The following is a 23,956-nucleotide window of genomic DNA, read 5'->3' on the forward strand; positions in this document are numbered from 1 at the left end:
ATAACGCAAATTGCATTGTGATCGACTTTTATCTGGTTTCAGCCTACTATGCAGGCGTCTGTTCACCTCTAATTTCTATGCTATTTCAATTATGATTACTTTCTCTGATATTCAATTGCTACGCGGCGGTAAGCCACTCCTCGACCAAGCATCTGCGACTTTTCACCCTGGCGACAAGATCGGTTTGGTTGGTAAAAACGGCTGTGGTAAATCTACGCTATTCGCCTTAATTAAGGACGAACTGTCGATTGATGCAGGTTCATTCAGTAAACCAGCCCATTGGGAAATGGCTTGGGTTGCTCAAGAAACACCTGCATTAGAAAGAACAGCAATTGAATACGTGATTGATGGCGACCGTGAATACCGCGGCCTTGAAGATCAACTAGAGAAAGCTGAACAAGCCGATAACGGCACATTGGTAGCAGAGATCCATGGCAAGATTGAAACCATTGGTGGTTACAGCATCAAGGCACGTGCTGCCGAGTTACTGGATGGCCTAGGCTTTAGCCAAGAACAAATGACATGGAACCTGACTCAATTCTCAGGTGGTTGGCGTATGCGTTTGAACCTAGCGCAAGCCCTACTGTGTCGCAGTGACCTACTGCTACTCGATGAGCCTACCAACCACTTGGATTTAGACGCAGTAATGTGGCTAGAACGTTGGTTACAAAGCTACCCTGGCACACTAGTACTTATCTCGCACGATAGGGACTTCTTAGACCCTATCGTCAACCGCATCGTGCACGTTGAAAATCAGCAGCTCAATGAGTACACGGGTAACTACTCATCGTTCGAAACCCAACGAGCGCAAAAACTGATTCTGCAACAAGCGATGTACCAAAAGCAGCAGAAACAGATGTCTCACATGCAGAGCTACATTGACCGTTTCCGTTACAAAGCGTCAAAGGCTCGCCAAGCGCAAAGCCGTATTAAAGCGCTAGAGAAAATGGAACAAGTGCTGCCTGCTCAGTTTGATAATCCATTCAGCTTTGAGTTTAGAGAACCAGACGCGCTACCAAATCCAATCATGATGATGGATGAAGTATCAGCGGGCTATGATGACAATCTGATTCTAGAGAAAATTCGCCTGAACCTAGTACCGGGTAGCCGTATTGGTCTACTTGGTCGAAATGGTGCTGGTAAATCAACACTGATTAAACTGCTTTCTGGCGAACTTAAACAGCAAGGCGGTGAACTGAGTTATTCGCAAGGCGTTAAGATTGGTTACTTTGCACAGCACCAGTTAGAAACGTTGCACCCAGAAGAAACACCGCTGCAGCACATGATGCAGATTGCCCCTAAACACACCGAGCAACAATTGCGTGATTACCTAGGTAGCTTCGGTTTCCAAGGTGAAAAAGCGCTCGATAAAGTGGCACCCTTCTCTGGTGGTGAAAAAGCGCGTTTAGTTCTGGCGCTACTGGTATGGCAAAAACCGAACCTGTTGCTACTCGATGAACCAACCAACCACTTGGATCTCGACATGCGTCAAGCGCTGACTTTTGCCCTGCAGACGTTTGAAGGCGCAATGGTTATCGTATCGCACGACCGTTACCTACTGCGTGCAACTACCGATGATTTATACCTTGTACACGACCGCCAAGTCGCACCGTTTGATGGTGACCTAAGCGATTACTACAAGTGGCTAACCGAGCAACAGAAAGTTGAGCGCAAAGAAGCACAAGCATTGGCACCAGCCAAAGACGGCGCCAACAGTGCAGCAGCGAAAAAAGAGCAGAAACGTAAAGAAGCCGAGTTCCGTAAACTGACGGCACCACTGCGTAAAAAGCTCACTCAATTTGAAAAGCAGATGGATAAATTAACGCAGGCTCTTGAAGAAGCTGAGCAAGAATTATCCGACACATCACTGTATGAAGCTGAAAATAAGGCTAAACTGAATAAAGTACTCGCTCTCCAAGCGAGCAGTAAGTCACAGCTAGAAGAAGTTGAAATGGATTGGATGTCCACTCAAGAAGAGCTTGAGCAGATGGAACAGGATATGGATAGCTTATGAGCCCAGAGCACGCCCCAATATCACTAACACTGGAACGACTATGGCAATTTAGCCTTCAGTATTACAGTGTGCGCGGTGTAAAGGATGCGTGCTTAGCTTTGCAAAACCAGTTCCACGGCAACGTCAATCTACTGCTGCTTCTCAAATGGCTTGATCAGCAGCAATTGTCTTTTGCTGAAGAAGAGTGGCATAAAGTTCAACAGTGTTTAAGCCGCTCTGAAACCCTGCTTCATAGCTATCGAGAGCTACGTAAACATCTCAAAGCACACGTTGTCGACTCTCTATACCGTGAAGCGCTAAAGTTTGAGTTACAGCTTGAAAAGCAACAACAGTCCGATCTGGTCGACTGTATAAACTCCCTACAACTGTACGCTAACCAGCAATCACCGCTCACTTTTCAGTACTGTCGTTTATTAGGGGCTGAAAACCTCTGCGACGCTTTTTCTGAACCAGCACCACAGCCCTAGCTCGTTCTCTTTCCCTTTTATTCAATCAAGATCCAAGCTTAACCTTGATATTATTCAAACGGTTACCCATAGTCTGTTTTTGTATCTCGTATAAGTGAAGCCTTGCGCTTATGCCGAGAATCAACCAAGCTCAAATAAAAACGTGGGCGTTTCGTTACAAACTCAACACGTTATCAAAACCCGTATAAAGAAGCATGGATCGTTTTTATGACAATATTTACCGCAGCTGCTGGTCTCTCTAATCCGCACTTACAAACCTTAGTGCCACGGTTTATTCGAAAGCAGGCGCTGTTTCATCCTCACTGGCAAACCTTAGAAACACCCGATGGTGACTTTCTTGATCTTGCTTGGAGCGAATCACCAGACGGTGACACCTCAAATAAAAATGATCGCAGTAGCAAGCCGATATTCATTCTATTCCACGGTTTAGAAGGTAGCTTTGAGAGCCCTTATGCCAATGGATTAATGAATGCGTTTGCTAAAGATGGTTGGTTGTCCGTGATGATGCACTTCAGAGGCTGCAGCGGAAAACCCAATCGCCTGGCTCGCGCTTACCATTCAGGTGAAGTCGAAGATGCGCGCTTTTTTCTAAGACACCTGCACGCCCAGTTTCCGAATAACCCTAAGGTTGCGGTTGGCATATCTTTAGGTGGAAACATGCTGGCGAACTATTTGGCTGAGTACGCAGACGACCCATTGCTGTCGGCGGCGACCATCGTATCTGCTCCTTTTGACTTAGCGTGTTGCTCTAGTCGTATTGAGCGTGGTTTCTCCAAGCTCTATAAGAAGTACCTGCTCAACTCTCTAAAATCGAATGCGCTAAAAAAGGTTAACCTGCTGCAGGAAAAACTTGGCATCACCGCTGAAGCCATCAAGAACATCACCAAACTGTATGAGTTTGATGAACGAATCACTGCGCCTCTGCACGGCTTCAAAAATGCCCAAGATTATTATGCGCAATGTTCTGCTCTGCCTAAGCTCAATAAGATCAAACTACCGACTCAGATCATTCATGCCAAAGACGACCCTTTCATGACCGATGATGTGATCCCAAAATTTGTTCTGCCCGATAACATCGATTATCGACTGTTTCAAAAAGGCGGCCATGTTGGGTTTATTACTGGCAGTACACTCAAGCCAAGGTTTTGGTTAGAAGAAGCCTTGCCTGCCTACTATGAAAGTATCCAAGATTCGGCATAATGACCGAGCCTTAGTAAATAGAAGTAAAACAATACTAAGCACACGCATTTCTACATCAATAAACCTATTTATGAACATAAAAGAGAGAAGTATTTATGATCATCCCATGGCAAGACATTGCGCCAGAGACACTGGAAAACCTCATCAAAGAGTTCGTGCTGCGTGAAGGCACAGACTACGGCGACGTAGAGGTTTCACTGCAAAACAAGATTGATCAAGTGAAACATCAATTAGCTTCAGGAGAAGTCAGCATTGTGTTTTCTGAGCTGCATGAAACCGTTGATATTCAAGTCACAAAACGCTTCTAAGCTGCGCTCATAAAGGAGCCGTGTTATAGTGGTAAACGATTGCTAACAAGTAAGTTACTCAAAAGACAAGGGTTGTCATGTCCGCTAAACATCCAATTATTGCGGTGACGGGTTCATCTGGAGCCGGCACCACCACCACCTCAGAAGCCTTCCGTAAAATGTTCAATATGATGGACGTGAAGGCCGCTTGGGTTGAAGGGGATAGTTTCCATCGCTTCACTCGACCAGAGATGGATGTCGAGATCCGTAAAGCGCGCGAGCAAGGTAAGCACATCAGCTACTTTGGTCCACAAGCCAACGACTTTGGTGCGCTAGAAGAGTTCTTCCGTAAATACGGTAACGAAGGTACAGGTAAAGTAAGAAGCTACCTACACACCTTCGATGAAGCCGTGCCTTACAATCAAATGCCGGGCACCTTCACGCCATGGCAAGAGATCCCTGAAAACTCCGATGTGATGTTTTACGAAGGCCTGCACGGCGGTGTGGTTGATGGCGACATTAACGTTTCTCAACACGTCGATTTGCTGATTGGCATGGTACCTATCGTAAACCTAGAGTGGATTCAAAAATTCGTTCGTGACACCCGCGATCGTGGCCACTCACGCGAAGCCGTAATGGATTCCATTGTTCGTTCGATGGATGATTACCTTAACTACATTACCCCGCAATTTTCGCGCACTCACATCAACTTTCAGCGTGTTCCAACCGTAGATACATCTAACCCTCTCAACGCCAAAGGGATTCCAAGTTTAGACGAAAGCTTCGTTGTTATACGTTTGCGCGGCATCAAAAACGTCGATTTCCCTTACCTTTTAGCTATGATTGATGGCTCATTTATGTCTCGCCACAACACGCTTGTGGTACCAGGAGGGAAGATGAGTTTTGCTATGGAGCTCATTGTAAGGCCGATCCTACAACAACTCATCGAAACCGGAAAAATTGGTTAACAGAGCACCATTCTGGTTGATTACTTTTCATACCGTGATCATGTGCACAATTTTGCGTAAAAAATCGTAGCTTGGTCACGATTAAAATCAAGAAATAGTACCTGAAAAAGGATACTATTCTTAAACGAAACACAAGATAGCTTGCAGCGCTCAACGAGTGCTCTTATCCTACAAGTCAATCCAGGCTTAGCTAAAATACGGAAAGCGGCAAGCATACCCTGCAGAGGAAGTGAGATATTATGGTTCTAGGTAAACCTCAAACCGATCCAACATTAGAGTGGTTCCTTTCACACTGTCATATTCATAAGTACCCATCAAAAAGTACTTTGATTCATGCTGGTGAAAAGGCAGAAACCTTGTACTACATTGTTAAAGGTTCTGTGGCAGTTCTTATCAAAGACGAAGAAGGTAAGGAAATGATTCTTTCTTACCTAAACCAAGGCGACTTCATCGGTGAGCTAGGCTTATTCGAAGAAGACCAAGAGCGTACAGCTTGGGTTCGTGCAAAATCTCCTTGTGAAGTAGCTGAAATTTCTTTCAAGAAATTCCGTCAACTTATCCAAGTGAACCCAGACATCCTAATGCGTCTATCAGCGCAAATGGCAAACCGTCTACAAGTAACTAGCCAAAAAGTTGGTGACTTAGCGTTCCTTGACGTAACTGGTCGTATCGCACAAACGCTACTAAACCTAGCAAAACAACCAGATGCAATGACTCACCCTGACGGCATGCAAATCAAGATCACTCGCCAAGAGATTGGCCAGATCGTTGGTTGTTCTCGTGAGACAGTTGGTCGTATCTTGAAGATGCTAGAAGAGCAGAACCTAATTTCTGCACACGGTAAAACTATCGTGGTATATGGCACTCGTTAATCTCGATTAACTGAGCCTAAAATTTGAAAGCCACCAAATGCAAATTTGGTGGCTTTTTTGTTTTCTAAAGATCTACAAAGAAAATACGAATGAAACACCTACAGCTTCGAAGCGCAAACACTCTCGAAGCGAAGCCTATCTGCATCTTTAGGGTAAAGTCCGTACTCGTATCTTTCTTTAACCGTTAGTGCTTTCGAAGATTTTGTCAGCTGATGCTGCAACAAAACCTGTGTAAAGCTCACCGTTGACCATCGCATAACGCTTAGCGAACTCATAGAAGCCGCCAGGAATCATCTCATTGCCTTCAACAAATGAAACTGGGACTTTGTCTGCCATTGTTGATGATTGCTCTAATAAGACCTCTGGAGAGCCTTTAACCTGACCGCCAGATGCATTGATCGTGAAGCCTGACTCGCTCAGGTAGTCATTCACCGCCTGCACTTCATCAAATTCATTTAGCTGGTTCACACTCACCGTAAAGTGGTTTGCACCATATCCATGAGCCGCGAGCCAAGACGCGTATTCGCTCTCTTTCGCTAGTACTTGGAAGTCAGCGAAGCTCAAATCCCAAAGACGACCACCAAACAAGAACTCATGGCCTTGAAGCTTGCTTACGTCGACTTGCTCAACCAATTTAGCAACGATCTGTTGTAAGTCACTTGAACACTCTTCGACCTTCAACTCACTAATGAACACTTTAGGTTGATTTGGATCTGGGTGCTCGTAATGCTTCGCGACTAGCTTCTTACTCTCAAACAAGTAATCGCCACACGCTTTATAACCTAGCTCAAGGAAAGGCTTAGCCAATGTTTCAATACCTAGCGGAGCAACATTGAAAGTACGCAGTGCAATGTGATCATTAATCAGAGCTTCGTCTTCTTTCAGCAAGTGATGCACTTTCTCAGCCGATGGACAAAGCCTGTGAATGTAATCGTCCCAAAGTGATTTAAAGAGTAGATCGGGCGTCATGGTGACTCCTTGTCAAAGGTTCTAGCAAGCTAGTAATTTGGATTAGAAAGGGAGAGGCTGAGACACAGAGTCAGCAGCCATCAGCCTGTGACATACTTTTCTATTATTATCTACCGCCCAATCTAGGTGTTGGGCGTGATGGAAAAAGGAAGCGATAGCACCACTTCCCTATTTCAAGCTTAACGCATGAGCCTAAGACTCATTAGCCTAAATTAAAGCTCAATACCCGGGCTAAACGTTGCTGGAAGTTGAGTTTCACCGCCTTCCATTGAAGCCATAGGATAAGCACAGTAGTCCGCCGCATAGTAAGCACTTGGGCGTAGGTTGCCTGAAGCACCCGGACCACCAAATGGTGCATCACCACTTGCGCCTGTTAGCTGACGGTTACGGTTAACAATACCCGCACGGATATGGTCAACGAAATATTCCCATTCAGAATCATCTGTTGATACAAGACCCGCAGACAAACCAAAACGAGTGTCGTTAGCTAGCTCAACCGCTTGCTTTAGCGATTGGTAACGAACCACTTGTAGCAGTGGACCGAAGTACTCTTCATCCGGCAGCTCAGCAATGTTGGTTGCGTCGATAATACCCGGAGAAACAAACGCCGCTTGACCCGCTTTTGCTTCTACTAGGCTGACGCCGCCTAACGATTGTAGATTCGCTTGCGCGTCCAGAATGAACTTAGCCGCAGCTTCAGAGATCTGAGGACCCATGAAGGGTGCTGGTTCAGCGAATGGCTGATCAACACGAATCTTTTGCGTCGCTGCGACCAGCTTATCGAGTAGCAGATCCCCCTTCTCGCCAACAGGCACGTACAAACGACGAGCACATGTACAACGTTGACCCGCACTGATGAACGCCGATTGGATAATGGTGTATACCGTTGCGTCTGCGTCACCATATTGGTCACTGATCACCATAGGGTTATTGCCACCCATCTCTAGTGCCAGCATCTTGCCCGGTTGGCCCGCGAATTGACGATGCAGGATATGCCCAGTATTAGCGCTACCTGTGAACAGCACGCCATCAAGACCTTTAGCATCGGCCAGTGCGATACCTGTCTCTTTAGCGCCTTGTACTAAGTTGATTACGCCAGCAGGAAGACCCGCTTCTTGCCATAATTTCATCGCAAACTCACCCGTCCAAGGTGTCTGCTCTGAAGGCTTAAATACCACGGTATTACCCGATAGCAGTGCAGGAACAATATGACCGTTAGGTAGGTGACCAGGGAAGTTATAAGGACCAAATACTGCCATCACGCCTAATGGACGGTGACGCAGTACAATCTGGTTGCCTGCCGCTTCACGAGAAGCTTCACCGGTACGCTCATGGTAAGCACGAATTGAAATAGCAATCTTGCCCGCCATTGCGCCCGCTTCAGTGCGAGTTTCCCAAATCGGTTTACCCGTCTCTTTCGCGATGATTTGCGCGATTTCTTCGCTGTTCTCTTTAACTTTCTCAGCAAAGTTCAACACGATCGCTTCACGCTCTGCAAAGCTCAGTTTTTTCCAAACCAAGAAGGCTTCACGAGCTGCTGCTACTGCAGATTCAACCTGTGCTGGTGTCGCGCTATCACCCTGCCACACTACTTCATTGTTGTATGGGCTTACTGATGTCATGGCGTCACCTTGACCTGCCACCCACTGTCCTGCTATCCACTGAGTCATACTTCTATCCTTAAAATCTTCGACAGATAATCGCCGCTCTTATTGAGCCAACATGCGAACGAATTCGCCTTCTTTTACTTCAAGAGCGCTTGCTACTTCAGATGATAAAATCACTGTGTCGCTTGCTTGGTCATACGCACCTTTCGCGGCTACTGCGCGGAAGTTCTCAAACGAGGTATTACCAATTAGGAAGTCTTTAGAGCTAGAGTGCTCTGCAATTTGAACCTGTGCTCGAATTGAGTGACGCACAGATTCGATATTTCTTAGATCACACTCAACCGTTGGGCCCCCATCAAAGATGTCGACATAGCCACGGTTGGTGAAACCTTCACGTTCCAGCAACTTAAGTGCAGGGCGCGTATTGTCATGAACCTCTCCGATCACAGCTTGAGCTTCTTTGCTCAGTAGGTTCACGTAGATAGGTAGCTTAGGCATTAGGTCAGCAATGAAGCCTTTCTTACCAATACCGGTTAGGTAATCGGCAAGCGTGAAGTCAATCGAGAAGAAATGTTCTTGCAGCCATTGCCAGAAAGGAGAATTGCCTTCCGCATCTGATACACCACGCATCTCAGCAAAGATCGTTTTTGAGAAACGCTCTGGGTGCTCAGCCATCAGTAGGAAACGACACTTAGACATCAGTCGACCGTTTAAGCCTTTGCGGTAATCAGGACGTAAGAACAGCGTACAAATTTCGCTGCAGCCTGTGTAGTTATTACCGAAAGTCAGCAGCTTCACCACGTTATTCACGCCAAGCTTTTGCGATGAGTGAACCACTTTACTGATGTGGTAAGAGTAAAACGGAACGTCCCAACCAATTGAAGCTTCAATGCCTGTGGTACCAGCAACTTCACCGGTTTCTGTGTCGAAGCCAACCATTAGGTAGCCTTCGTCACCAGGTTCAGTCACGTCTTGTTTGGCAAAGCTGTATTCAGAGTGAGTAATACGGTTAGTTAACAGTTCTTCGTTAACCGGAAGAGATGTGAATCCGTGTCCTGACTCAACGGCGCAGGTATGCAGCGCATCGTAATCAGATAGTTTTATTGGGCGAACAACTAGCATCAATATTCCCTCCAGATGCAAAATAGGCCCAAAACCAGAAGCTTGGGCCTTTAGCAGAACGTCATGGGATCGCTCTAGTGGCGATCATTCCTATGACGCCGCTCAGGCTAAACTAGCGTAGCGATTGCTTTGTCTAGTTTTGATAAGCCTTCTTCAATTTCTTGTGTAGTGATAACCAGTGATGGAGTAAAACGAACCACGTTTGCACCCGCAACCAGTACCATCAAGCCTTGTTCGCCTGCTGCTACTAATACGTCACGTGCACGCCCTTGCCACTCTTCGTTAAGCGCAGCACCTAGTAGTAGGCCTTTACCACGAACTTCACTGAAAATTTGATACTTGTCGTTAATCTTAGCTAGGCCATCGCGGAACAGAGCTTCACGCTCTTTCACGCCAGCCAGAGTTTCAGGTTGGCTAACTACATCAACAACGGCTTCTGCTACTGCACACGCCAGTGGGTTACCACCGTAAGTAGAACCGTGCGTACCAACCTTAAGGTGTGTAGCCAGTTCAGACGTCGTCAGCATTGCGCCGATAGGGAAACCGCCACCTAGAGACTTCGCTGTGCTTAGAATGTCTGGCGTCACGCCCAGACCTTGGTAAGCATAGAAGTTACCAGTACGACCATTACCTGTTTGTACTTCATCAAAAATCAACAATGCATTGTGCTTGTCACACAGTTCACGAACCGTATTCACGAACTCAGCCGTTGGAGAGATGATACCGCCCTCGCCTTGCAGAGGTTCCATCATGATGGCACAAGTGCGATCAGAGATATGCGCTTCTAGAGCGGCAATATCGTTGTAAGGTAGGTGAGTTACATCGCCAGGTTTTGGACCGAAGCCATCTGAGTAAGCTTCTTGACCACCAACGGTTACAGTAAAGAAAGTACGACCGTGGAAACCTTGTTTGAATGCAATGATTTCAGATTTCTCAGGACCGTGAACATCCGCAGCCCAACGACGAGCTAGCTTAAGTGCTGCTTCGTTCGCTTCTGCACCAGAGTTCGCAAAGAATACTTTTTCTGCAAAACATACGTCAGTTAGCTTCTTCGCTAGACGCAGTGCAGGTTCGTTAGTCATTACATTACTTAGGTGCCAAATCTTGTTTGCTTGCTCGGTAACAGCATTAACCATTGCTGGGTGACAGTGACCCAAACAGCTCACAGCGATACCACCAGCAAAGTCGATATACTCTCGGCCTTGTTGGTCCCAAACGCGTGCGCCTTCCCCTTTTACTGGGATCATTTCCATTGGGTTATAACAAGGCACCATCACCTCATTAAACAGACTACGTTCTACTTTATTTTCCACTGTCATCGTACATTCCTTCTCGATACCGCAAGCTTCGCAAATAAGCGTAATGGTTCATAAGTGAGACAAAGATATTTTGTCTCGCCATAATCCCGCTGCAGCATTATATTTACATTTAATTAACCTTTTCAATAGTAGATTATTCTTTAGCCATCCCTTACAACCAGCTAAACGTCACTACCTATGACTATTTATGCATCAATTAATCTGTTTTATGAAGCTTTTTTTACCTAAACGTATAACCAGCAACAGCAAAGCCTTACTGGCATTGCGGTATATTGGGTTCGAGACGAAATAACGCGAATAATTTTGCATAGGCTAAAAACTTAGCCTGACGAGGGAGAAATGTTATAAAAAGTGATCGGCGTCAGAGGGATGAAGACGCATAGCGCCCGAATTTAAACGCTTAACGGGTAATGGAATACGTTAAACTGGCTTATTTGGACGGAGAAAGAGTCAAATTTAAACACTCAGCGTGCTAGGAAGTTAGCGAGAAGCTGGTGTCCTTGCTCTGTTTTAATCGATTCAGGGTGAAATTGGACGGCATCAATCGGCAAGGTTTTGTGTTGATAACCCATGATCTCATCCATGCTACCATCTTCAAATTCCGTCCAAGACGTCAGCTCAAAACAGTCTGGTAATGTGCCGTTTTTCACCACTAAAGAGTGGTAACGAGTCACAGTCAGAGGGTTATTGAGACCTTGAAAAACACTCTTCCCGTTATGACGAATAGGCGAGGTTTTACCGTGCATCACTTGTCTGGCTCTCACCACTTCACCACCAAACACTTGAGCAATGGCTTGATGACCAAGACACACACCTAAGATCGGCAGCTTACCAACGAAGTGTTCAATCACCTGCAGCGAAATTCCCGCATCATCGGGCGTACATGGGCCCGGCGAGATAACAAGATGGCTAGGATTTAGCGCTTCGATGCCCGCAATATCAATCTCATCGTTGCGAACAACTTTTACAGTTCCCCCTAACTCACAGAAATACTGATACAAGTTATAGGTAAAAGAGTCGTAGTTATCGATGATAAGTAACATGGGTCGAAATCGTTTGCTAAATACTAAAGGATTGGGAGATATAGGGGCGGTATTGTGCAATACCCATAGCGAAAGGCAAGTGGAAACTGCATTTCGCCAATAATTAAGGCCAACCTAAGTTGACCTTAATTGTTTACAGATAGCGTTAAGTTATCTGAATTGGCTTACTTGTATGGCAAGCCAATCTATTTGTGATTGAGCTACTTACGACGACGCCACATTGCTAAGCCAAATAGTGACATAAGAGCACCGAAGCCAAATGAACCGCCTACTCTTAGCTCAAGAACGGCAGGATCATGATCCGATGAACGGAAGTGATCTTGGTACTTAGGTAGGTCACCTTTGTACTCTTCGTTGTAGTCAAACAACGTCGACTCACCACCATTGATGTGCCAATCGGTAGCATCGACAACCCTATCTTTCAGGCTTTCGCTGATCAGCAGGTGGTCTAGAGCGCCAACTTCATCATTGTATGAGTAGCTCCAGCTGTCTGGGTGCTTTTGAGCCACAGCATTGATATAACCGTAGTTCTTCGTAATCACCGCACCGCTATCACCAAACTGCTCAACACCATCAATGTAGGTATTACGAGCTGCTTTGATCTGCTTGCCGTATTTCTCTTCCGAGTAATCGGTTAGCACCAGCATTGGATCTTCCATGCCGTACGAGTTCATATCACCCAGGATCACTTTGTGACCTTTGATGCCATCGAGCGCTTCACCTAATGCAACCGCCGCAGCAACACGGAAGTTCTCACATGAACCTTGCTTATCGGCATCAACGCCGCCTTGGCCGCCCTGCTCAATCGGAGCAGCATCTTCCCAACACTTAGAGCCTTTCGATTTAAAGTGGTTGATCGCTACGGTGAGTTTCTCTTTGGTGCCTTTAACTTTAAAGGTTGGCGCCAATGAGTCACGTTGGTAGTTCTTACCGTCTTCAATCACCTTGCCTGAATCGTCTAACACCTCTGGTGCTTGTTGGCTTGGCATCGCGATAACACGGCTGTCTTTAAGCTTAACCACCTTCTTACGGTAGATAACACCCGTTGTGATAACGTCAGTACCAATAGAGTCCATCTCGTCGGTTACGCCGTCTTCGTTCGAGTCGACAGCCACAAAGGTATAACGGTCTTTCTTACGCTCAATGCGATCATTCAGTTGGTTTACAAGTTGCTGAATGGCAGAGCCTTCACCAAAGCCATTGTTCTCAATTTCCATCAAGCCAATGATGTCTGCATCTAAGCGAAGAATCGCGTTCACAATCTTCTCTTGCTGCATCTCAAACTCAGTGATGGTGTTCGCGCCACGGTTATTGCCGTGCTGATTCGCGTCGCCACCAAATGGAGAGTTGAAGTAGTTCAATACGTTGAAGGTCGCAATACGTAGGTCGCCTTCATCCATGTCTGGTTTGTCGGTACGCGGATCGTTACGCACATAGTTTTCAGCCGAGATCTGGTTAGTCGCAATTAAACGGTACTCACCGTAGCTGTAAGTCAGCACGCCTTCTAGGCCAACAATGGTGTCATCAATGCGGATGTAATCTTCTGTTGAACCATCTTGGTCGATATCAGTGCGGCCAAAATCTGGGTAGAAAGGGACTTGTCCATCAGCCGCTTTTTGATCGGTTTCAACGAAAAGACGGCGGTCTGCGTTGTCTTCAGTTTGCTGCTTCGCTTCGTCAGATCCCGCGGCGAAAAGCTGGTTCGGCTGCATGTTAATACGCTCATGCGCCAGTACCATGTTGTTACGACGACCTGCGTAGTCATAACCAAAGGCACGCGTCACACGCATATCAAGCGCTTCGGTTGTTTTCACCAACATGCCTTCGTAGCGTTCAAGCGTTGCAGCGAAGTTCTCGTCACTGTCTAGCACTTCAATCGCCGTAGCTTCAGGTGCCTGCTGCTCGCCCTGTTTTAGCCATTGGTTGTTTTCTACTTTCAGCTGAGTGTGGCTGTAGTATTCTTGAACCTTGCCTTTCACACACACTACATCACCGGCTACTAGCTCTGAGCTCGACTGGTTGGTATGAATAAATAGACCCTCAGAAGTGCTTGAGTTGAAATCATCCTCAAGTGCTTGCAGGTAGAAGCCTTTAGTTAGGCCTGTTGTTACCGCACTTACCACACCTTTTACGAAATATTCATCGTCGGTGATGTATGGGTAGCCATCGATGAATGGCGATGTAGCGCCCTCACCTTGGATTTCTTGAATGGTGGTGAATACTGGGTCAGAGCCATCTTGTGTACAAGTGAACGCTTCTGGCAGTTCAACGCTGTCTAGTGAACCTAGGCCTTCAATGCTGTCTTTTGGTAGCGATACCCATTGTGAAGCATCAAACGTCGCAGAAGGTGTTTGTGTCGCACGAACCAAAGTAACATCTTTGCCCCAGTCCACATCGCCCATCAAACCAACAACATCATGTACCGAGCCGTCTGAATTCAAGATAGCCAGCGGGTCGTCACCATTATGATTGGCGATAGAGGCATTAATGATGTCAGCTTGAGCTTTAATCTCATCACTCGCACTAGAATGTGCGACCACGAGTACTTCACCGGGTGCTAAAACGTGTCCATCTAAAGGTAAAGTGGCACCCCATGATCTGTTGCCATTGGCAGATTTCGCCAATGAGTAACCATCTAAACTAATGCTGCTATCGCCACTATTGGCAATCTCAACCGCTTTGTTATAGCTGCCGCCTTCCACATATTGTGAAATAAACAAATCAGCGTGTGCGCTTGTAGTTAACAAGCTACCAATTGCCACTGCTAGCAATGAAGGTTTGTGTAAAAGAGCCATCCGTTTCACCTGAGTTCATCGAGTTATAGTCACTGCCATCTATGGGCAGTCATGTATTTTGTGGTAACTATCAGGTTTATTTATGAAAGGAATAAGTCAGTTGGCAAGAAAATGAGGAACTTATCACTTTGGAATCATCAATTGTTTGGCACGTTATATATTTCCAACATATATAGAAACGAGTGTAATTTTATAAAGCTTGAGGGTACCAAATAAGATCATCTGCACAGCATTACAGCGATGGATATGCTAGCTAAATACTGGGTAAATTATCAATTCAAACAAGGGGGTTTCGAGGAAGGCAAATGGAATGGGCATGAAAAAGCCCAAAGTAAACAACAGCTACTTTGGGCTCAAATTCTCAAGCGAGTTGTGTTAGTTCACCCTATGGGCGAGTAACAAAACCTACTGCTTCGTATGCTTTTTTCAGTGTCACTGCAGCACGTTCAGAGGCTTTTTCAGCACCGGCTTTCATTACTGCGTCCATGTAGGCACGGTCAGCACGGATACGGTGATATTCAGCTTGAATCGGCTCAAGCATCTCAACCAATGCTGCGCCTACGTCTTTCTTGAACGGACCGTACATTTCAACGCCTTGGTACTGCGCTTCGATCTCTTCGAACGTTTTACCTGTCGCTGCAGAGTACAGACCCATTAGGTTAGAGATACCCGCTTTGTTTTCCCAATCGTGAGCAATGCGTGGTGGTGTTTCTGCATCGGTTTGCGCTTTGTTGATCTTCTTGATGATCGACTTAGGTTCTTCTAGCAAAGTAATCACGTTCTTACGGTTGTCGTCTGACTTAGACATCTTCTTCGTCGCATCTTGCAGGCTCATTACACGTGCATTCACTGTTGGAATGTAAGGTTCTGGTACTTGGAAGATTGGCGTTTCAGGACCGTAGATGTTGTTGAAGCGAGTTGCGATATCACGCGCTAACTCTAAGTGTTGTTTCTGGTCGCTACCTACAGGCACTTGATGAGCACCGTAAAGCAGGATGTCTGCAGCCATCAACACTGGGTAGTCGTATAGGCCTACGTTTACGTCATTTGAGTGGCGTGCAGACTTATCTTTAAACTGAGTCATACGGCTCAGTTCACCCATTTGCGTGTAACAGTTAAGAAGCCAACCAAGTTGAGCATGCTCTGGTACGTGTGACTGAACAAATAGCGTGCTCTTCTTTGGATCAACACCGACAGCAAGACAGATTGCTAGTGCGTCTAGAGTCGCTTCATGCAGTGCTTTCGGGTCTTGGCGAACCGTAATTGCGTGAAGGTCTACAACACAGTATTGGCAATCGTAATCATCTTGCATCTGTTGCCATTGACGTAGAGCACCCAAGTAGTTACCGATACTTAGTTCACCAGATGGTTGAACACCACTCAATACGATGGGCTTGCTCATGGTTTTAATTCCTTTGCTTATTCGCTAAGTTTATTGAACGCTTAGCTTCTTAACTTAAATATAGAAAAGCCGCACAGCTCTTCTGTACGGCTCATCCAGTGTACTCATTGATAAGTATTTTGCTAGTAGGTTAGCTAACTTTTGTCCGCTTTATGCTGAAACTAGAACGACATCTAGTAATTGCGCGACGTTATCCGCGACATAGTCAGGGTTTGATGCTGAAATCGGCTCGCCGTGGTTATAACCGTAAGTCAGACCAAACGAGTGACAACCTGCATTCTTAGCCGCTTTAATGTCGTTGCTTGAATCGCCAACCATCAACATCTCTTCCGCTTTTACATTGTGCTTTTCTAGCAACCAGTTCAGAGCGACTGGGTTCGGTTTTTTCTCTGGGAAAGAGTCGCCACCCAACACATCAACAAAGTACTTATCAATACCGTGTTGCGCCAGTACGTCTGGTACAAACTTCGATGGCTTGTTGGTAACCAGCGCCATAGTGAAGCCGGCTTTATCCAGCTCAGCCAGCGTCTCTTTAACCGATGGGTAAAGGTGACTTAGCTTGTGACCGCCCTGCTCATAGAAATCATCAAACAGGATGCGTGCTTTTTTCAGTAGCTCTGGCTCTAGGCTTGGGTCAACCGTCAGGTTGCGGCTGAGTGAACGTCCGATAAGAACATCAGCACCATTACCTACGTAGTCGCGAACTTGTTCTTCGCTCACTGAAGGGAAACCCAACTCCTGACAAGCTTGGTCAGCAGCAACGGCCAAATCAGGCACGCTGTCTAACAAGGTTCCATCCAAATCAAAGGCGATCAGTTTTATTGAGCTTAATGACATCTTACTTTCCTATTTATTATGTTCGTCTTATGAGTTGAGCTATAAGACGTAAAAAAGGGGCAAATTAGCCCCTTAATATTCAATCTATCTGTAGTTTTACGATTATGCGTTTACTTTTGCAAGCTCTGCACGCATCTCATCAATCACTTCTTTGTAATCTGGTTGATTGAAGATAGCTGAACCCGCAACGAACATATCTGCGCCCGCTTCTGCGATTTCACGGATGTTATCCACCTTCACACCGCCATCAATCTCAAGGCGAATGTCGCGGCCTGACTCATCAATCAGCTTACGAACAGCACGTAGTTTATCTAGCGTGTGAGGAATGAAAGATTGACCGCCGAAGCCTGGGTTCACAGACATTAGTAGAATCATGTCTACTTTGTCCATGATGTAATCTAAGCAAGAAAGCGGTGTTGCAGGGTTAAGAACCACACCCGCTTTACAGCCGTGCTCTTTGATTAGCTGTAGAGTGCGATCGATGTGCTCTGATGCTTCAACGTGGAAGGTAATCATTGATGCGCCTGCTTTAGCAAACTCAGGCACGATGCTGTCTACTGGCTTAACCATAAGGTGAACATCGATAGGAGCCGTAATACCGTAGTCGCGCAGCGCTTTACAAATAGGCGCGCCAAAAGTCAGGTTAGGTACGTAGTGGTTATCCATCACATCAAAGTGCACAACGTCGGCACCAGCTGCGAGTACTTTTTCTACGTCTTCACCAAGACGAGCAAAATCTGCAGACAAAATCGATGGAGCGATTAGAAAATCTTTCATACCAAACCTCTTAAGAGTGAGTAAATTGCGAATATCACCGCCTTGGTGACATCTCATACACAAATACAAGACTCAATCCCAAGACTATTTGGTGTGCAATTCTACCTAAGCACCTAAGCAGATCCTAGCAGTTCGAAAGATTAGTTTAAGAAAGTATCCGTTGGTCACTCAATTTAATGAGTTTGGCGGATATTCTGACCATTACTGTTCCGCTGATGCGTGCTGCTGGTTTTTCTCTTTATGGAAAAGCGCCAATAGCTCATCAACTTTATTACGGCCAGCGCCATTGCGGCTGATGGTACGTTTCACCTTAACCACGTTCAACTCCGCACCATGATATAAGCGACGAGTTAATGTCGTATCGTGGTTTGAAATCAAAACAGGAATACCGCGTTCCATCGCTGCTTTTTCAGCAACATCCGCCAGTGCAGCTTGGTCATCTAAGCTAAAGCCATTACCTGCGTAAGAGGTAAAGTTAGCCGTGTTCGACAGTGGTGCGTATGGAGGATCGCAGTAAACCACACAGCCTTTGCGCGCGCGGCTAAAGGTTTCATGGTATCCCTCACAGACGAAGGTGGCTTTTTTCGCTTTCTCGGCAAAAAATTCCAGCTCAGCTTCTGGGAAGTAAGGTTTTTTATAAGAACCAAATGGAACGTTAAAACCGCCCTTCTTGTTGTAACGACATAGGCCATTGAAGCCAAATCGGTTCATATACAAGAAAGCCAATGAACGATACATGACGTTATCTGTACCATTGAACTCAGCGCGAATATCTAAGAAGGCTTCTTTACGGTTGTTCTCAGGACAGAACCAGCGCTTCGCTTCCGTGATATAAGTTTCAGGATCGGTTTTAAGCAGGTTGTACAGGTTGATAAGATCGGGATTGATATCTGCAAGCAGGTACTGTTCAAAGTCAGTATTCAGAAATACTGAGCCGGCACCGACAAACGGTTCTACCAATTTACGAGCAGGTGGCAGGTGACGTTGGATGTCTTCAACTAGGCCATATTTACCACCAGCCCATTTTAGAAAGGCACGCTGCTTTTTCATTTACTGCTCTATCTATCAACTCAAAAATAAGGCTGCGGAATGTAACATATTTTGAGGCTAAGCTCAGGGTTATTTCGCACGTTCTATCTCTCGATGCACTTGATTCATCGATTTTGCCCAAGGTTCCAACTGTTGAAGGGGTTTTGATAACGCACTTACCGCGTCTCTCGCCACTTGAATCGTTGGGTAATCTTGATAAGTGATAATAAACCACTTGGTGTCGTTGCGAAGTGTTGGGTAAATACGAACCTTGTTCTCAAGGTCATACTCTTCAATGAAAGACTGTACGTCGTCCAATGAGGTCATCGCACTCAACTGCAAAGTATAAGCTCGCGGAGAGATAGCTTGTAACTCTTCGCGAGAAAATGAGAATGTAATTTTCTTAGTCGGTGGCGTGGACTGTGTTAGGTCTGTTGCTTCATCGGCTGAAGGCTGTGACTCCACTTTGTCTGCATCTGATTGCGAACTCACCGCGGCACCTGTGTTTTCTTCAACAGCAGCATCAATCGCACTGGTATCGGCACTTTCAGGTTTATCATCAAGCAAGGCATCAACCACATCAGAGGTGATTACGACACGCTGCTGATCTTGTTCGACTTCTCCAACACTCGCGGTATCTTCAACGACAGTCGGTGGCAAAGATGAGCTGTCGTCATCAGCACCTTGATAACTCATGTCAGCTTCGGCTTCAGAATCGTCCATTCCGTCGATTCCAGCTTGCTCGGTACCACTTTCCACTTCAAAAGTTGGGATAGCTGTCTGTTCAATCGGAGCGATAAGAGATTGCGCTTTATCGTCAGGGGTTGGTTGACTGAACATCCACCAATAACCACCACCAATTAAAATCAACAGCAAGGCCACCACAATCGCGATATTGATGGGTGAGCCAATAATTGAGCGAATAATAATCCTTTTTTCCACTTTCAATTCTCCTAAAGCCATTAACTCACCGGGCAGAGGTTGCGCTTTATTAAACGCACGTCGCACGCAAGTTTCAGACTCATCATCAACATATCGAATCACCAGTGATTCAAAGAAATGTTCAGCTTCTGGTTGCGAAAGGTCATCGATCTCAAGATCGATAGGTTTGTGTTGTTGACCGTAGCTCAAACGCGTTAATAACGTATCTAAGTGGCCAGGTTCCGAGAAGAGAACGATATTGATCGTCCATTGAGGGTTTGATTGAGCTTCCAGTACCAACATCCATAATTCGGATACCAATAGCTCAGAAAGTCGTTGGGCATCATCAACGACGATAACCACATTACACGGTTCTCCATCCAGTAACCTTGTTAGGCTATCCGATAAAGAATCATGTTGATTAAACAGGGGATCAGAAACAATTTGGCTAAGAATGAGCGCACGGCGTTGTTGATCGTCTTGGCTTGGATGACAAAGCAGTAAACACTGATTTTTTTCTGTCGACCATGCTTCAAGATAACGCTGAGCCAACCAAGATCGGCCAGAGCCAGCTTTGCCCGCCACCGTCACAAGGTTTGAACCAAAGTTAGTCAAAAGCTGTAAGCGCTCTAGCAGCTCAACTTGAGATTCTAACTCTAATACTCTTAATTCATGAGCCAAACTCATTGGGGATCCCTACTGATAAGATCGATCAGTAAAACGCTTCAGTTGCCTAGAGTTTAGCTAGGCAACCTCACAACCAAATTTAAAGAGTACGGCAGAAATCGATCGCTTGTTTAATGATGTCTTGAGGCACATCAGCAACCACTTCAGCAGTACCAATACTTGTTGGTACTACCAAACGCAACTGACCAGACAGCACTTTTTTATCGCGCATCATGTGCTTCATAAAGTCTTCAAAAGACATGCTTTCTGGCGTATGGATTGGTAGTTTCGCACTCTTGAGTATAGAAATAATTCGCTCAAGTTGCTGCTGAGAGATCAGTCCCTGTAATTGAGCTGTTTTAGCTGCCATTACAGTGCCTGACGACACAGCTTCACCATGTAGCCAATTACCATAGCCTAGTTCTGCTTCAATCGCATGACCAAATGTATGACCTAGGTTCAATAACGCTCTGATTCCTGACTCTTTTTCATCTAGAGCCACCACTTCAGCCTTAATTGCACAACAACGAGCAATCGCGGTAATCAGTGCTTCTTCATCAAGTTGATAAAGTTTCTCTAGATTCTGCTCCAACCAATCAAAGAAGGCTTCATCGTAAATGATGCCGTATTTGATCACCTCAGCAATGCCCGCTGCAAACTCACGCTCTGGAAGCGTTGATAAACAGTTGGTATCGATGATCACAGATTTCGGTTGGTAAAAAGCGCCGATCATATTCTTACCAAGAGGATGGTTTACTGCGGTTTTACCACCAACAGAAGAGTCCACTTGAGAAAGAAGGGTCGTCGGGATTTGAATGAAATCAATACCGCGCTGGTAACAAGAGGCAGCAAAACCGACCAAGTCACCGATAACACCACCTCCTAAAGCAATCACCACCACATCGCGGCTGTAATTTCCTTCAAGCATGTAGCTCATCACTGAATTGAACGTTTCAAGGGTTTTGTACTGTTCACCGTCTGGCAGCTCGAGAAGAGATGTCTGACAGCCGACTTGATCCAATAGCGATAAAATTTTATCAGCATAAAGAGGCGCTACTGTCACATTACTGATAACAACAACTTTCTGCTTACCTGATAAAAAAGAAAGGTACGCCGGGTCTTCAAATAACCCGGCGCCAATAGAGATAGGGTAGCTACGCTCAGCTAGATTGACCGTAATCCGTTCCATGGGTTTGCTCTCCGAAAAAATGAACTTAACGTTCTTCTAGCATTTTTACGATCTGGTTGGCTACCACTTTTGCACTTTGGTCGTCAGTACGAACTGTGTAGTCCGCCACTTCTTCGTATAGTGCGTTGCGAGATACAGCTAGATCTTCTAGCACATCACGCGGGTTGTCTGTTTGAAGTAGAGGGCGTTTCTTGTCGCGGTTAGTGCGAGCAAGTTGCTTTTCAATTGTTGTCTCTAGGTATACAACAATGCCTCGTGCAGATAGACGGTTACGGTTTTCTTTGCTCAACACTGAACCACCACCTGTCGCAAGAACAATACCTTGTTCTTCTGTCAGATCATTGATTACAGATTCTTCGCGCTTACGGAAACCTTCTTCGCCCTCAACATCAAAAACCCATGCGATGTCTGCGCCAGTGCGCTCTTCGATCACAGTGTCAGAGTCTAGAAACTCCATATGAAGTTGGGAAGCTAGGTGTCTACCAATTGTACTTTTGCCGGCGCCCATTGGGCCAACAAGAAAAATATTGCGTTTCTCAGCCATGTTTTTAGCAGTAATTTACAACGTTAATTCAATGACATCGCCACAAGGTAGGTCAGTACAAGTACTGAAATTAAAAGGCCCGTGGCACCGATTCCTCACAGATAATTCGTGATAAGACCCGAAATTATCAAGGTTAGGTGCCACTAATGCAACTTTATTTTTAATCTAATTGTTCATTACTGAATCACAACTTTGGGTGTGACAAAAATAAGTAGTTCACTTTTACCCACATTTTCATAGCTGCGACGGAACAATGCGCCCAAAACTGGCAGGTCCCCCAACAGAGGAACTTTATCCACTGTACTGCTCACGCTGTGCTGAAATATCCCGCCAAGCACGACAGTTTCACCATTATTAACAAGCACTTGCGTACCTATTCTTTGCGTATCAATGGCGACCGCTTCACCGGTTCCAGTTTTTACCACTTGCCCTGGCCTATCTTGAGTCACGCTCAAATCCAATACCAAACGATTATCGGGCGTGATCTGCGGTGTCACCTTAAGACTCAACACGGCTTTCTTAAATGCAACCGACGTAGCGCCACTTGAAGATGACTCTAAGTAAGGAATTTCAGTACCTTGCTCAATATAAGCCGGCTTTTTATTGGTGGTGATTAAGCGTGGACTAGAAATGATTTCAGCTTTTGACTCTTGTTGCAGTGCCGACAGTTCAAGATCGAGTAAGGTATCTGAACCCAGTTTGGCCACCTGAAACGCAATACTCGAGGCGTTCGGCGATGTTGCCCCTAAATTGACGTTGAGATAGTCATCAATCACGCTGCTGCCGCTATCGTCGTCATACGGCGTAATCGCTGATGGGTGGTTACCTTCGATTGAGCCACCAACGGTGAAGCTTCCGTTGGTTGAGGAAACGCCCCAGCGCACGCCAAGCTCATCAAGATTACCCTCAGTAACCGTGACAATACGTGCCTCTATCTGTACCTGCTTCACGGGAATGTCTAACGATTCAATGATGCCTCGGATCACGGCAATGTTTTCTTCCAATTCACGAATGAGCAGTGAGTTGGTGCGCTCATCAATGGTAATCGAACCACGATCGGACAACATGCTGACCGCACCTTCACCTCCAATCATGTCAGCGATGTCGGTGGCTTTAGCAAAGTTAATCTTGATGATTTCCGATTTAAGCTCCCCTAACTCCTCTTCTAAGCGCGATTTCTCTAACGCTTGTTGCTCTCGAAGGTCGAGCTCCGCTTTCGGCGCGACCAAGATAACATTGCCATCAACACGCTTATCCAAGCCTTTAACTTGCAAGATAATGTCGAGAACTTGCTGCCAAGGTACGCCATCTAAGCGTAACGTCAGGTTTCCGGCTACCGAATCAGACACCACGAGATTGAAGTCGTTGTAATCAGCAATCAGTTGCAGGACATTTCGTACCGGGATATCCTGGAAGTTAATCGATATCAGCTTGCCCTCTTTCTCTAGAACGCTTTTTTCTTTGGTCGCTTCATCGAGCACCGGTTTGCTGATCACCACCTCAATAAAGCGCCCCTTTAGGTTGTATTCATACTGATAGTCATTGCTAATCGTCGCTAGAAGCCGAGTGCTTGGTGTCTCTTTATAGACTTCAATGCCTTCAACCAAGGTAGCGAAATCCTTCACATCCAGCAGGTAGAGCTTGTCATCATCAACTTGAGTATTGATTAGCTCGATACTTAACCCTTCCTGAGCTCGTTGAACATCCACCACTGCTGTGCTGGTCGCCAGCTCAATAATGATGACGGCGTCTTTATCCTTATTGACCCTAAAATCAATATTCTCCAATTTGTTCGGTAAGCTCTCGGCATGGCTGAGCACGCTAACAACCAACATCACAGACACAGCAAAACCTTGTAGAGCCTTGCTCACTAATCCACTTATTCCTTTAATCATATTTACATCTCATATCCACATCATGTGACATTG

Annotated in this window: 20 protein-coding genes; 6 read left to right on the forward strand and 14 right to left on the reverse strand. The window is 45.8% G+C overall.

The features are described 5' to 3' along the window. Positions 1-91 precede the first annotated feature (91 nt). The 6 genes from AB6E54_RS15015 (at position 92) to crp (ending at position 5,808) form a co-directional block, all read left to right on the forward strand. Entirely contained in the window at positions 92-2,014 is a 1,923-nt protein-coding gene (locus AB6E54_RS15015) for an ABC transporter ATP-binding protein (RefSeq protein WP_017061112.1), read from the forward strand. Further along, complete coding sequence (locus tag AB6E54_RS15020; RefSeq protein ID WP_372107212.1) at positions 2,011-2,481, forward strand: TIGR02444 family protein; 471 nt, start codon at positions 2,011-2,013, stop codon at positions 2,479-2,481. The genes AB6E54_RS15015 and AB6E54_RS15020 overlap by 4 nt, the downstream gene beginning before the upstream one ends. 207 nt (positions 2,482-2,688) lie before the next feature. After that, the gene (locus tag AB6E54_RS15025; RefSeq protein WP_372107213.1) at positions 2,689-3,681 is read left to right on the forward strand and encodes a hydrolase; all 993 of its coding nucleotides are present in this window, start codon (positions 2,689-2,691) and stop codon (positions 3,679-3,681) included. 95 nt (positions 3,682-3,776) lie between these two features. Continuing rightward, a complete protein-coding gene (locus AB6E54_RS15030; RefSeq protein ID WP_010435208.1) occupies positions 3,777-3,989 on the forward strand; it encodes a YheU family protein in 213 nt (70 codons plus the stop codon). Between the two features lie 77 nt (positions 3,990-4,066). Next, on the forward strand, positions 4,067-4,936 hold the full coding sequence (locus AB6E54_RS15035) for a phosphoribulokinase (protein ID WP_010435210.1): 870 nt from the start codon (positions 4,067-4,069) through the stop codon (positions 4,934-4,936). 239 nt (positions 4,937-5,175) lie between these two features. Continuing rightward, positions 5,176-5,808 carry a cAMP-activated global transcriptional regulator CRP gene (gene crp / locus AB6E54_RS15040; protein WP_004729651.1) on the forward strand — a complete coding sequence of 211 codons (633 nt, stop codon included), beginning with the start codon at positions 5,176-5,178 and terminating at the stop codon, positions 5,806-5,808. Positions 5,809-5,985: 177 nt separating this feature from the next. Here crp and AB6E54_RS15045 read toward each other — a convergent pair whose 3' ends face one another. The 14 genes from AB6E54_RS15045 to AB6E54_RS15110 all read right to left on the reverse strand — a co-directional run bounded on the left by AB6E54_RS15045 (position 5,986) and on the right by AB6E54_RS15110 (position 23,923). Then, positions 5,986-6,777 carry a DUF1338 domain-containing protein gene (locus AB6E54_RS15045; RefSeq protein WP_372107215.1) on the reverse strand — a complete coding sequence of 264 codons (792 nt, stop codon included), beginning with the start codon at positions 6,775-6,777 and terminating at the stop codon, positions 5,986-5,988. A 212-nt stretch (positions 6,778-6,989) separates the two neighbouring features. Then, on the reverse strand, positions 6,990-8,447 hold the full coding sequence (astD, locus tag AB6E54_RS15050; protein WP_017071310.1) for a succinylglutamate-semialdehyde dehydrogenase: 1,458 nt from the start codon (positions 8,445-8,447) through the stop codon (positions 6,990-6,992). Positions 8,448-8,486: 39 nt separating this feature from the next. After that, positions 8,487-9,506 carry an arginine N-succinyltransferase gene (astA, locus tag AB6E54_RS15055; RefSeq protein ID WP_102333879.1) on the reverse strand — a complete coding sequence of 340 codons (1,020 nt, stop codon included), beginning with the start codon at positions 9,504-9,506 and terminating at the stop codon, positions 8,487-8,489. A 107-nt stretch (positions 9,507-9,613) separates the two neighbouring features. Beyond that, positions 9,614-10,825, reverse strand: coding sequence for an aspartate aminotransferase family protein (locus tag AB6E54_RS15060; protein ID WP_372107216.1), 1,212 nt, complete (start codon positions 10,823-10,825; stop codon positions 9,614-9,616). Positions 10,826-11,289: 464 nt separating this feature from the next. Then, positions 11,290-11,868: an aminodeoxychorismate/anthranilate synthase component II gene (locus AB6E54_RS15065; protein WP_171313449.1), complete on the reverse strand. Its 579-nt coding sequence runs from the start codon at positions 11,866-11,868 to the stop codon at positions 11,290-11,292. 200 nt (positions 11,869-12,068) lie between these two features. After that, positions 12,069-14,663 carry an ExeM/NucH family extracellular endonuclease gene (locus AB6E54_RS15070; protein ID WP_372107218.1) on the reverse strand — a complete coding sequence of 865 codons (2,595 nt, stop codon included), beginning with the start codon at positions 14,661-14,663 and terminating at the stop codon, positions 12,069-12,071. 385 nt (positions 14,664-15,048) lie between these two features. Continuing rightward, a complete protein-coding gene (gene trpS, locus AB6E54_RS15075; protein ID WP_016796005.1) occupies positions 15,049-16,065 on the reverse strand; it encodes a tryptophan--tRNA ligase in 1,017 nt (338 codons plus the stop codon). A gap of 150 nt (positions 16,066-16,215) precedes the next feature. Further along, positions 16,216-16,902 (reverse strand): phosphoglycolate phosphatase, encoded by a 687-nt coding sequence (locus AB6E54_RS15080; RefSeq protein WP_017061120.1) that lies wholly within the window; start codon positions 16,900-16,902, stop codon positions 16,216-16,218. A gap of 102 nt (positions 16,903-17,004) precedes the next feature. Further along, positions 17,005-17,679, reverse strand: a complete 675-nt coding sequence (gene rpe / locus AB6E54_RS15085) for a ribulose-phosphate 3-epimerase (protein WP_017068835.1) — start codon at positions 17,677-17,679, stop codon at positions 17,005-17,007. Between the two features lie 201 nt (positions 17,680-17,880). Continuing rightward, the gene (locus tag AB6E54_RS15090; protein WP_048605377.1) at positions 17,881-18,729 is read right to left on the reverse strand and encodes a Dam family site-specific DNA-(adenine-N6)-methyltransferase; all 849 of its coding nucleotides are present in this window, start codon (positions 18,727-18,729) and stop codon (positions 17,881-17,883) included. A 69-nt stretch (positions 18,730-18,798) separates the two neighbouring features. Next, complete coding sequence (locus tag AB6E54_RS15095) at positions 18,799-20,316, reverse strand: AAA family ATPase (RefSeq protein ID WP_017068836.1); 1,518 nt, start codon at positions 20,314-20,316, stop codon at positions 18,799-18,801. A gap of 79 nt (positions 20,317-20,395) precedes the next feature. Beyond that, positions 20,396-21,484: a 3-dehydroquinate synthase gene (gene aroB / locus AB6E54_RS15100; protein WP_372107220.1), complete on the reverse strand. Its 1,089-nt coding sequence runs from the start codon at positions 21,482-21,484 to the stop codon at positions 20,396-20,398. 25 nt (positions 21,485-21,509) lie between these two features. Then, positions 21,510-22,028, reverse strand: a complete 519-nt coding sequence (gene aroK, locus AB6E54_RS15105) for a shikimate kinase AroK (RefSeq protein ID WP_017061125.1) — start codon at positions 22,026-22,028, stop codon at positions 21,510-21,512. A gap of 176 nt (positions 22,029-22,204) precedes the next feature. Further along, positions 22,205-23,923, reverse strand: a complete 1,719-nt coding sequence (locus tag AB6E54_RS15110) for a type IV pilus secretin PilQ (protein WP_032545762.1) — start codon at positions 23,921-23,923, stop codon at positions 22,205-22,207. Between the last annotated feature and the right edge of the window lie 33 nt (positions 23,924-23,956).

Origin of the sequence: Vibrio sp. 10N.247.311.49, assembly GCF_041467655.1 — a bacterium.
GTDB lineage: Bacteria > Pseudomonadota > Gammaproteobacteria > Enterobacterales > Vibrionaceae > Vibrio > Vibrio crassostreae_C.

What these genes read in the sequence shown, in the direction of transcription:
- AB6E54_RS15090 (WP_048605377.1), bottom strand. Translation starts at nt 18,729, where the DNA reads ATGAAAAAGCAGCGTGCCTTTCTAAAATGGGCTGGTGGTAAATATGGC.
- astD (WP_017071310.1), bottom strand. Translation starts at nt 8,447, where the DNA reads ATGACTCAGTGGATAGCAGGACAGTGGGTGGCAGGTCAAGGTGACGCC.
- aroK (WP_017061125.1), bottom strand. Translation starts at nt 22,028, where the DNA reads ATGGCTGAGAAACGCAATATTTTTCTTGTTGGCCCAATGGGCGCCGGC.
- AB6E54_RS15030 (WP_010435208.1), top strand. Translation starts at nt 3,777, where the DNA reads ATGATCATCCCATGGCAAGACATTGCGCCAGAGACACTGGAAAACCTC.
- astA (WP_102333879.1), bottom strand. Translation starts at nt 9,506, where the DNA reads ATGCTAGTTGTTCGCCCAATAAAACTATCTGATTACGATGCGCTGCAT.
- trpS (WP_016796005.1), bottom strand. Translation starts at nt 16,065, where the DNA reads ATGAGCAAGCCCATCGTATTGAGTGGTGTTCAACCATCTGGTGAACTA.
- AB6E54_RS15025 (WP_372107213.1), top strand. Translation starts at nt 2,689, where the DNA reads ATGACAATATTTACCGCAGCTGCTGGTCTCTCTAATCCGCACTTACAA.
- AB6E54_RS15035 (WP_010435210.1), top strand. Translation starts at nt 4,067, where the DNA reads ATGTCCGCTAAACATCCAATTATTGCGGTGACGGGTTCATCTGGAGCC.
- crp (WP_004729651.1), top strand. Translation starts at nt 5,176, where the DNA reads ATGGTTCTAGGTAAACCTCAAACCGATCCAACATTAGAGTGGTTCCTT.
- rpe (WP_017068835.1), bottom strand. Translation starts at nt 17,679, where the DNA reads ATGAAAGATTTTCTAATCGCTCCATCGATTTTGTCTGCAGATTTTGCT.
- AB6E54_RS15045 (WP_372107215.1), bottom strand. Translation starts at nt 6,777, where the DNA reads ATGACGCCCGATCTACTCTTTAAATCACTTTGGGACGATTACATTCAC.
- AB6E54_RS15080 (WP_017061120.1), bottom strand. Translation starts at nt 16,902, where the DNA reads ATGTCATTAAGCTCAATAAAACTGATCGCCTTTGATTTGGATGGAACC.
- AB6E54_RS15110 (WP_032545762.1), bottom strand. Translation starts at nt 23,923, where the DNA reads ATGATTAAAGGAATAAGTGGATTAGTGAGCAAGGCTCTACAAGGTTTT.
- AB6E54_RS15020 (WP_372107212.1), top strand. Translation starts at nt 2,011, where the DNA reads ATGAGCCCAGAGCACGCCCCAATATCACTAACACTGGAACGACTATGG.
- AB6E54_RS15095 (WP_017068836.1), bottom strand. Translation starts at nt 20,316, where the DNA reads ATGAGTTTGGCTCATGAATTAAGAGTATTAGAGTTAGAATCTCAAGTT.
- AB6E54_RS15015 (WP_017061112.1), top strand. Translation starts at nt 92, where the DNA reads ATGATTACTTTCTCTGATATTCAATTGCTACGCGGCGGTAAGCCACTC.
- AB6E54_RS15070 (WP_372107218.1), bottom strand. Translation starts at nt 14,663, where the DNA reads ATGGCTCTTTTACACAAACCTTCATTGCTAGCAGTGGCAATTGGTAGC.
- aroB (WP_372107220.1), bottom strand. Translation starts at nt 21,484, where the DNA reads ATGGAACGGATTACGGTCAATCTAGCTGAGCGTAGCTACCCTATCTCT.
- AB6E54_RS15065 (WP_171313449.1), bottom strand. Translation starts at nt 11,868, where the DNA reads ATGTTACTTATCATCGATAACTACGACTCTTTTACCTATAACTTGTAT.
- AB6E54_RS15060 (WP_372107216.1), bottom strand. Translation starts at nt 10,825, where the DNA reads ATGACAGTGGAAAATAAAGTAGAACGTAGTCTGTTTAATGAGGTGATG.